Annotated in this window: 9 protein-coding genes; 3 read left to right on the top strand and 6 right to left on the bottom strand. The window is 69.3% G+C overall.

Annotated features, from left to right (window positions below; all coding sequences use genetic code 11):
• Positions 1–432 precede the first annotated feature (432 nt).
• From D7V97_RS34110 to D7V97_RS34100, 3 genes are all read right to left on the bottom strand, one after another.
• Complete coding sequence (locus D7V97_RS34110) at positions 433–1812, bottom strand: sigma-54 dependent transcriptional regulator (protein WP_120614801.1); 1380 nt, start codon at positions 1810–1812, stop codon at positions 433–435.
• The gene (locus D7V97_RS34105; protein ID WP_120614800.1) at positions 1794–3272 is read right to left on the bottom strand and encodes a sensor histidine kinase; all 1479 of its coding nucleotides are present in this window, start codon (positions 3270–3272) and stop codon (positions 1794–1796) included. The genes D7V97_RS34110 and D7V97_RS34105 overlap by 19 nt, the downstream gene beginning before the upstream one ends.
• Before the next feature lie 112 nt (positions 3273–3384).
• Complete coding sequence (locus tag D7V97_RS34100; RefSeq protein ID WP_120614799.1) at positions 3385–3582, bottom strand: hypothetical protein; 198 nt, start codon at positions 3580–3582, stop codon at positions 3385–3387.
• A 244-nt stretch (positions 3583–3826) separates the two neighbouring features.
• Here D7V97_RS34100 and D7V97_RS34095 point away from each other — a divergent pair, with 244 nt between their 5' ends.
• Positions 3827–4249 carry a response regulator gene (locus D7V97_RS34095; protein WP_120614798.1) on the top strand — a complete coding sequence of 141 codons (423 nt, stop codon included), beginning with the start codon at positions 3827–3829 and terminating at the stop codon, positions 4247–4249.
• A 1-nt stretch (position 4250) separates the two neighbouring features.
• On the opposite strand, the gene D7V97_RS34090 is transcribed toward D7V97_RS34095, so the two are convergent.
• The 3 genes from D7V97_RS34090 to D7V97_RS44350 all read right to left on the bottom strand — a co-directional run bounded on the left by D7V97_RS34090 (position 4251) and on the right by D7V97_RS44350 (position 7749).
• A complete protein-coding gene (locus D7V97_RS34090; RefSeq protein WP_120614797.1) occupies positions 4251–5591 on the bottom strand; it encodes a dicarboxylate/amino acid:cation symporter in 1341 nt (446 codons plus the stop codon).
• An 8-nt stretch (positions 5592–5599) separates the two neighbouring features.
• A complete protein-coding gene (locus tag D7V97_RS34085; protein WP_120614796.1) occupies positions 5600–7381 on the bottom strand; it encodes a monovalent cation:proton antiporter-2 (CPA2) family protein in 1782 nt (593 codons plus the stop codon).
• 128 nt (positions 7382–7509) lie between these two features.
• Positions 7510–7749 carry a hypothetical protein gene (locus D7V97_RS44350; protein ID WP_147445087.1) on the bottom strand — a complete coding sequence of 80 codons (240 nt, stop codon included), beginning with the start codon at positions 7747–7749 and terminating at the stop codon, positions 7510–7512.
• 154 nt (positions 7750–7903) lie between these two features.
• Between D7V97_RS44350 and D7V97_RS34080 the strand changes: the two genes are divergently transcribed.
• Positions 7904–8362, top strand: a complete 459-nt coding sequence (locus D7V97_RS34080) for a DUF4150 domain-containing protein (protein ID WP_120614795.1) — start codon at positions 7904–7906, stop codon at positions 8360–8362.
• A 21-nt stretch (positions 8363–8383) separates the two neighbouring features.
• The coding region (locus tag D7V97_RS34075) for a hypothetical protein (RefSeq protein ID WP_147445086.1) at positions 8384–9656 on the top strand (1273 nt) is incomplete at its 3' end.

Genomic DNA, 9656 nt, shown 5'->3' with positions numbered 1-9656 from the left:
GTGTGGGGGTGCGGGGAGCGGGGCCCTTCAGGGAGAGAACACGGAGCGTGGGCAGCGCGTGCCCGGCTTTCAGGGGCCGGACACGGAAGCAGGACGGCGGATGGTGTCCAGACAGGCCCCTACGGGCGGGGTGGACGAATGGATCTTGAGGGAAACGTGGCTGCCCTGCTGAACAAACGGGACAGCAGCGAATCGGTCGCCTGCTTTCGTCACGGGGCCGACCGTGACGTCCCAGGTGTGGGGCTGAATGAGGGCAAGACGCATCCGCGCAGAACCATACTCCGCTCGCGCTGAAGCGGGAGCCCTGGGTCCATGGAAGCCCGCCTCACGCCCTGTCCGTGCGCTGATGGTGGAGGGTTGTGACAGGAGCGGATGGACGGAGGGTGTGTGGCACCCGGACGGGGCGGGAGCGACCGTCCTCAGCGCTCCCTCTCAGGGCTTCTTCGCCTCGCGCGGCTCCCCGTCGCCGCGCTCCAGCTTGCGGTAGAGCGTCTTCCTGTCCACGCCCAGGATGCGCGCCGCGAGCGTGCGGCTGCCGCCCACCGCCTCCAGCACGCGGTGGATGTAGCGGCGCTCCAGCTCCTCCAGCGTCACCAGCTCCGACGCGTCCGTGTTCTCCGGCACCACGCGCGGCGTGCTGTAGTTGCGCACGCGCTCCGGCAGGTCATCCACCGTGAGCTGCTCGAAGGACGTGAGCGCCACCGCGCGCTCGATGCAGTTCTGCAACTCGCGCACGTTGCCCGGCCACCCGTACGCCAGCAGGCGCTGCGCCGCGGCCGGTGACAGGCCGTCCACGCGCTTGCCCGTGCGCGACGCGAACTGTTCGATGAAGCGCTGCGACAACAACAACACATCGTTGCCGCGCGCTCGCAGCGGGGGCAGCTCGATGCCGATGACGTTCAGCCGGTAGTAGAGGTCCTCGCGGAAGCGTCCCTCCTCCACCGCCAGCTCCAGGTCGCGGTTGGTGGCCGCGACGATGCGCGCGTCGAACGGCGTCTCCGTGTCCCCACCCACCGGCCGCACCACGCGCTCCTGCAACGCGCGCAACAGCTTCGGCTGCAACGTGAGCGGCAGCTCCCCCACCTCGTCCAGGAAGAGCGTGCCGCCGTTCGCCTTCACGAACAGGCCCGCGCGCGCCGCCTTCGCGTCGGTGAAGGCTCCCTTCGCATGACCGAACAGCTCGCTCTCCAACAACTGCTCCGGCATCGCCGCGCAGTTGATGGCCACGAACGGCCCCTCTTTGCGCCGGCCCCTCGCATGGAGCGCGCGCGCTGCCACCTCCTTGCCCGTGCCGCTCTCACCGGTGATCAGCACCGTGGCGTCCACGTCCGCCACCCGGTCGATGAGCGCATACGCCTGCTTGAGGGCGGGGCTCTCTCCGACGAGTGCCCCGTCGTCCTGGCGCTCATCCAGCGCCTGCCGCAGCCTGCGCACCTCCGCGCGCAGGGCGCGGTGCTGCACGGCGCGCTCCAGCACCAGCACCAGCGCGTCCAGGTCGATGGGCTTGGTGATGAAGTCGTACGCGCCCGCGCGGATGGCGGCCACCGCCGTCTCCAGACTGCCGAACGCCGTCACCACGACCACCGGGATGTCCGGCCGGTTGAGCACGATGCGCTCGCACAGCGCCAGCCCGTCCATGCCGGGCATGCGCAGGTCGGTGAGCACCGTGTCGAAGTCCTCGGCGGACAGCCGCTGGAGGGCCTCGTCCGCGGCGGCCACGGCCACGGGCTGGAAGCCCCGGCGCTGGAGCCCCTTCTCCACGAGCACGCGCATCTCGCGCTCGTCTTCGACAATCAGGATGCGGCCTGGCATGCGTTGGCTCCCGGCGGCAGGTAGATGGAGAAACAACTCCCACGCCCTGGCTCGCTCTTCACGTCAATCCATCCCCCGTGGTCCCGCACCATCCCATAGGAGACGGACAGGCCCAGCCCCGTTCCCTCGCCCACGTCCTTGGTGGTGAAGAAGGGCTCGAAGACGTGGGGCAGCACGTCCGGGGTGATGCCCGTGCCCTCGTCCACCACGTCCAGCCGCACCCACTCCTGCTCCAGCCCGCCCACGTCCGCGGGCGGCGTGGCGCGCACCACCTGCGAGCGCACGCTCAGCGTGCCGGGTCGGTGCATCGCGTGCAGTCCGTTCATCACCAGGTTCGTGAGCACCTGCTGGAACTGCCCGGCGTCCACCTCCACCGTGAAGCCCGCGGGCACCTCCTGCGACAGCGTGGCGCCGCGCTTGGTGGCCATGGGCTTGAGCAGCGACAGGGTGCGCTCGGCCAGCAGTGACAGGTCCTCCGGCGCGCGCGACGGGGCCCGCCGCCGCGCGAAGTCCAACAGCTGCCGGATGATGGCGGTCATGTGCTGCGCCTGCTGGAAGATGATCCGCGCGCACTCGCCCACCTCGTCGCCCTCCGCCTCCCCGGAGGACACCATCTTCGCGCGGCCCATCACCACGTTGAGGGGCGTGCCCAACTCGTGCGCCACGCCGGACGCCAGCTTGCCCACCGTGGTGAGCCGGTCCGCGTGACGCAGGTGCTCCACCGTCGCCAGCCGCGCCGCCGTCTCCGACGCCAGCCGCGCCCGCGTCTCCTCCAGTTGCTCGCCCATGCGGTTCATGGCCACCGCCAGCGTCGTCAGCTCGTCGCCCTGCTCGCGCCGCAGCGGCACGCGCGCGGTGAGGTCGCCCTCGCCAATGCGCCCCGCCAGATGCACCAGCTGCTCCACGGGCCGGCCCACCAGCTTGCGGCCCATGGCCATGGCGGCCAGGAGGAAGAAGATGCTCAGCGCGGCGGTGGCGATGGAGGTGCCCAGCACCGTCGTGCGCACGTGCTGCTGCTGTTCGGAGAGGGACTCGGTGATCTCAATCGCGCCCACGCGTCGGCCCAGGAACACCGGCGTGTACGAGCGCAGCACGCCGGGCGTGCTCGTGGTGTCCTGCAACCAGCCGTCATGGCCCTCGCGCAGACTCAACAGCAGCGCGGGGGGAAGGCTCGGCGCGAAGCCGGAGCCCGGGCCGCCATCCAGCCACACCCAGCGCAGCCGCACCTGCTCCTGGAAGCGGTTGGCCTGGTTGAGCAGGGTGAGCGCCTCGGCCTCGCCCGCCAATTGCCACGCCTTGCCAATGGAGCCGGCGAGCGTGTGGCCGAGCAGCCGGTGGTCGTGCTGCATGTCGGTGTCGGACCGGGCGAGCTCCCGGTTGACCTGGAACACCTGGAGCCCGGCCATCACCGCGACGGCGAGCAGCACGAGGGCCAGGGTGAATTTGCGAGCGAGCTTCACGGGAAAGGCAACCCCCGGTTCGTGCGTGAGGGGGAAGGAACACACGGACCGGGGAGGTACGCTACGGGTACCGCGGGTGCTGCGTCACGACAGCTTCTGGCGCCGTGCGAAACTAGTTCGCGCTGCTGGTGCTCTCGGCGGGAGCGGCGGGCGTCTTCTGGGTCGCGGGCTGCTTCGCCTTCTTGGCCTTCACGGCGGTCTTCGCCTGCGTGGCGGTGGTGCCCTTGGCGGCCTTGGGCGCGGCGGCGAAGGCGCCCATGGAGGCGAGGGACAGGGACAGACCGAGGACGAGGGCGGACGTGCGCTTCATGGAGGTGCTCCGTTTCGGGCCCGCGAGAAGTGGGTGCGGGGCTGATCCATGCCCAGAGCATCGGCCGTGCCAGCCCCCTCCCCCGAGCGAAGCCACCCGCAAGAGGGGCGCGATGCCCCACGGGGCCCCAAGGCGCACTGGGGCACATTGCCCCGGTGGGGGCAGGATGCCCCTTTCGCCCGGTGCTGAACGCCGCGGGGGACCGCGAGGGCACGTGGCATGCGTCCTGCTCCTCCGCCTCGGGATGAGCGACCCGACCCTGACGACCGAAGCCGCGCCGCGCCCGGTGCGCATCCTGGTGGCCGAGGACGACGACGCGATGCGCGCGCTGCTGGTGCGCACGCTGAGCCGCGCGGGCTACGTGGTGGTGGAGGTGGAGGACGGCTACGAGCTGGGGGACTACCTGGCGATGATGCGGGGGCAGGGCGGCACGCTCGCCCCCCTGGACCTCATCGTCAGCGACGTGCGCATGCCGGGGCGCACCGGTCTGGAGGCGCTGGAGCGGCTGCGCGACCAGGGCGTGTCCTGCCCGGTGTTGCTGCTCAGCGCCTTCGCGGACGCGGAGACGCACGCGGAGGCCCTGCGGCTGGGGGCACGGCAGTTGTTGGACAAGCCGGTGGACCTGGACGTGCTGAAGGAAGCGGTGCGCGAGGCCGTCACGCACTGACCTACGAAGGCGTCCCCGGCGGATCCGCCCGCGGCTCGGGCTCCTGCTCCTGCTCCTGCTCGGTGATGGGCAGCGGCTGTCCGCTCAACTCGGCGCGGAGCCGGTCGCGGTCCAGCTCGTTCTCCCAGCGGGAGACGACGATGGTGGCGACGCCGTTGCCAATGAAGTTGGTGAGCGCGCGCGCCTCGCTCATGAACCGGTCGATGCCCAGGATGAGGGCCAGCCCCGCCACCGGCACCGACGGCACCACCGCGAGCGTGGCGGCCAGCGTGATGAAGCCCGCCCCGGTGACGCCCGAAGCCCCCTTGGACGTGAGCATCGCCACGCCCAGCAGCGTGGCCGTCTGGGTGAACGTCAGGTCCACGTTGAGCGCCTGGGCCACGAACAGCGCCGCCATGGTCAGGTAGATGTTGGTGCCGTCCAGGTTGAACGAGTAGCCGCTGGGCACCACCAGCCCCACCACCGACTTGGAGCAGCCCAGCCGCTCCAGCTTCTGCATCAGCGGCACCAGCGCGGACTCCGACGACGACGTGCCCAGCACCAGGAACAGCTCCGCGCGGATGTAGCGCAGGAAGCGCAGGATGGAGAACCCCGTCAGCCGCGCGATGGGCCCCAGCACCGCCAGCACGAACACGACGCACGCCAGATAGAAGCAGCCCATCAGCCGCATGAGCGGGCCCAGGCTGCTGATGCCGTAGGCCCCCAGCGTGAAGGCCATGGACGCGCCCGCGCCAATGGGCGCCAGCCGCATCACCATGCCAATCATGTGGAAGAAGGCCTTCGACAGCGCCTCGAACAGGACGACCACGGGCTTCGCCGCGGCGCCAATGGCTGTCAGCGAGAACCCGAACAGCAGCGCCAGCAGCAGCACCTGGAGCAGGTCCCCCTCGCCGGTGAAGGCGTCCACGAAGGTGCGCGGGATGAGGTGCAGCAGGAAGCCCATCGTGGACTGGTCGTGCGCCTGCTGGGCGAAGCGCGCCACGGCGCTCGCGTCCAGCGTGCGAGGGTCCACGTTGAAGCCCGAGCCCGGCTTGAGCACCGACACGACGAGCACGCCGATGATCAGCGCGAACGTGGAGACGACCTCGAAGTAGAGCAGGGCCTTGCCGCCCACCCGGCCCACCTTCTTCATGTCCGCCACGTTGGCCACGCCCAGCACCACGGTGAGGAAGATGACCGGGGCGATGAGCATCTTCACCAGTGAGATGAACCCGTCCCCCAGCGGCTTGAGCTTCACGGCGGTGGCGGGCGCGAGGTGACCCAGCAGGCCCCCGGCGAGGATGGCCGCGAGGACCCACAGGTACAGGCGCGAAGAGGGTTTGGTGTGCGCGTCGGAAGCCATGGTCGTCCTCAGGCCGACTTCTGCTCGGCTTCGTCCTTCTCGAACAGCAGCTCCAGCTCTCGGCGGCCGCGGGCGATGACCTCCATCAGCTTCTTCTCGTCCTTGAAGACCTTGGACGTCTCCACCATCAGCGACTCGTCGTGCTCGCGGAAGCGCTCCACGGTGCGCCGGGCCTCCGGGAAGGTGAGCCCCATGGCCTGGAGTACGTCGCTGGACATGACGAGGCTGGCGTCGAACGTCTCACGCACCAGGTGGGTGATGCCCAGCTCCATGAGCTTGTAGGCGTGCTCGCGGTTGCGCGCCCGCGCGAAGACCTTCAGGTGCGGGAAGTGCTCCTTCACCATCTGCGCGGTGCGCAGGGACGCGGCCATGTCGTCGATGGCGAGCACGAACACGTGGGCCTTGTCCGCGCGGGCGGCGCGCAGCAGGTCCAGCCGGGACGCGTCGCCGTAGAACACCTGGTTGCCGAAGCGTCGGATGAAGTCGATGTGCTCCGCGCTCGCGTCGATGGCGGTGAACCCGATGCGGCGCGCGCGCAGCAGGCGGGCCACCACCTGCCCCACGCGGCCCATGCCGGCGATGATGACCGGGTGGTCCTGATCCGGTGACACGTCGTACTCGCGCTGCGGGCCCTTCGGCTTGAGGCGCGGCGCCACCCAGCGCTCGTGCACGGCGGACAGGAACGGCGTCACCGCCATGGACAGGCCCACCACCAGCACCAGCAGGTCCGCCTGCGGGCGATCCATCACGTGGAAGGACACCGCCAGCGAGAACAGGACGAAGGCGAACTCACCGCCCTGCGAGATCACCACCGCGAGGCTCACCGCGGAGCCCGGCTTCTTCAACCCCACGCGCCCCAGGCCATACAGCACCACGCCCTTGAGGAAGGTGAGCCCCAGCACCAGCGCCAGCACGCGCAACGGTTCGCGCGCGAGCAGCGCCAGGTTCACCGACATGCCCACGGCGATGAAGAACAGGCCCAGCAGCAGGCCCTTGAAGGGCTCGATGTCCGCCTCCAGCTCGTGGCGGTACTCGGACTCGGACAGCAGCACGCCGGCGAGGAACGCGCCCAGCGCCATGGACAGGCCCACCGCGCTCACGAGCGACGCGGTGCCCACGACGACGAGCAGCGCCGTCGCGGTGAACAGCTCCTGGCTGTGCACGCCCGCCACGGCGCGGAACACCGGCCGCAAGAGGTAGCGGCCCGCCAGCACCACCCCCAGCACCACGCCCGCGGCCTTCAGGCCCATGAGCCAGCCCGGCTCCGTGGACGGCGTGTCGGACACGCCCAGGAGCGGCAGCGCGGCCAGCAGCGGAATCACGGCCAGGTCCTGGAACAGCAGGATGCCGAAGGCGAGCTGCCCGTGCTCGGTGGTGAGCTGGTTCTTCTCCGCCAGCAGCTGGAGCGCGAACGCGGTGGAGGACAGCGACAGGCCGAAGCCGGCGATGATGGCCGCGCCCGTGGACAGGCCCAGCGCCCGGCCCACGCCCGCGAGCAGCACGCCCGTCAGCACCACCTGCGCGCCGCCCATGCCGAACACCGACCGGCGCAGGCTCCACAGGCGCGAGGGCTGCAACTCCAGCCCGATGACGAACAGCAGCAGCACCACGCCCAGCTCCGCGATGTGGAGGATGTTCTCCACGTCGGAGATGAGGCCGGCGCCATAGGGCCCGATGGCCGCGCCCGCCGCCAGGTAGCCCAGCACGGAGCCCAGCCCCAACTTCTTGAAGAGGGGCACGGCCACCACGGTGGCGGCGAGGAACACGAGCGCCTGATGCATGAAGGACATAAGGCGCCCTGCATGGCACGGCTTGACCTGCGGCGGCAACTGGGGGCCGCCGGCCCGGCCCGCCGCCTGGGAGACGCTGCGGTAGAAGTGGAAATCCCCTGGGCGTCCTGGCTGAGAAGGAAGTTGAGCTACGGCAACTCGTACGGAATGCCTTCAAAGAAGAGTTTCCGCATCTCTTCAGGCGTACGCAGAAATGGGTTCGCTTCGTAGTTCAGGTTCCCGAGGAATGCACCAATGAGTGTCGGTGCCATTTCGGGTCGGAAATCGAAATCCGGGTCGAGTGCCTCTCGGGAGGACTGGCTCTCCCAGCCCATCGCACCACCCATCGACATGTTCCCCTTGGATTTGAGATGCCATTGGATGTGCATTCGCAGCTTTCCGTTGGGCTTCCCGGGGGGCTGCGAAGATGTCCTTGATGGTTCGCGATTCCGTGTGGCGGGAGTGAGGCATATTCGAGGTGGAGAACGTGCCAACCCCTGAGCCCAGCCCTTGCTCAATCCACAGCAGCCCGAGGTGGATGCAATGCCCGTCAATACCGGTGTCAACAAGATGTCCGTGGTGACCAAGGACAGCGGCGGCGTCACCATGGCTTTCCCAGACGTGTGCAAGACGCCCAGCCCGGCCGGGCCCGTGCCCATCCCCTACCCCAACGTGGCCCAATCTTCGGACACCGACAAGGGAACCAAGAAGGTGTCCGTGGCCGGCAACCCCGTGTGCGTGAAGGACTCCCACTTCAAGACAAGCACTGGCGACGAGGCGGGCACCGCCGGCGGTGGCGTGGCCTCCAGCAAGACCCAGGGCAAGGCCGAGTTCGTCAGCTTCTCCTTCGACGTGAAGTTCGAGGGGAAGAACGTGGTGCGCGCCCTGGACTTGATGCTCCACAACGATAAGAACACGCCGCCGTTTCCCCTGATGCAAGGGCCCGTCGTTGCCATGGGCAGCAGTGCAGGGGACGTGATGTGCCCATGCTGCGGCGAGTAGGCACCCACGAGGCCTGGGCGCATGATGCGTGAATCCTCGCCCTCCGGCGCACTCGCGGTGACCGCGCTCGGTGTCGTCTCCCCTCTCGGATGGGACGCCGCCTCGAGCTGTGCAGCCGCCAGGGCAGGCCTGCTCCGGATTTCTCCATTGGAGGACTCCATTGGGCGCAACCCGGACACGGGGGACGCGGAGTCCATTCTCGGGCACACCGTGGTCGGATGTACTGAGGGGTTCACCGGCCCTGGCAGGCTCATCCGCCTCGGTGTGGCCGCATTATCGGACCTGCGGCGCTCCTGCACGATGGACGACTGGAGGCAAACCGGGCTGGTGATCAATCTCTCGAGCAGCCTGCCACTCCTGGCCGCCGCTGCGGCCCGTGGCCTGACGTCCGATATCGATTCCAAGGACGAAGAAGAGTTCTTGGCTGCCACCCTGGAGGCGCTACGCCAGCAGCAGGAGCAGCACATGCTGACCCGGCTCACACGCCTGGCGGAGTTGCCGGTGCCCACTGGCCACTGGAAGGTCACCCGGGGAGACCAGGCTGGCTTCCTCCATGCGCTTGCCGCCGCGGCGCGACTGTTGGAACAGCGGGCTGTCTCCAACTGCATCGTCGGAGGCATCGACAGCTATGTGGACCTGCCCGTCGTGGAGGCGCTCGACGCGCTGAGGCTGCTGAAGACCCCGTCGCGGCCTCACGGCATCCTGCCAGGAGAGTGCGCTGCCTTTCTGCGGGTGGAACTGCTGGAGACCGCACGGCGGCGGGGCGCCCCCATCCACTGCGTGCTCGGGGCGCGCGCCCTCCACCGGGAGCCTCATGACCGGTTCGCGGGGCGACATTGGCAGGGCGCGGCGCTCGCCACAGCCTTCTCCCAGGTCTGGCAGACACTGCCCGCCGCGCAGCAGCCAGGCCGGCTCATCGGGAACCTGAATGGTGACGAGCGACGGGTGTATGACTGGGGCTGCGCGCTCACCCGGCTCCAGGGTCAGGGATTGCCCTCGGATCTGCCTGCGTGGCACACGGGAATGTCCTTCGGGGAGATTGGCGCCGCAACTGCCCCCATGGCCATCAGCATGGCGGCTCACGCATTCGCGCGCGGCCATGCGGACACCCGGAGCATGGTGGTGTGGCTGTCCAGTGACGGGGGTGAGCGGAGTGCATTGCAGGTGCTAGAGCGCCGATCAGGTTTCCGCCCGAGGAAAGTCGAATACTTGCGCGAGCGATCGACGCGGGTGGTCGCTGCGTGCATAGGTCGCCACCTCACGGAGGTGGCTCGTGGAGCGCTGGAAGCCGGCT

It is taken from the genome of Corallococcus sp. CA053C (assembly GCF_003611675.1).
Taxonomy (GTDB): domain Bacteria; phylum Myxococcota; class Myxococcia; order Myxococcales; family Myxococcaceae; genus Corallococcus.
The sequence above is the reverse complement of the archived record's forward strand: the minus strand, read 5'-3'. Positions and strand labels throughout refer to the sequence as shown.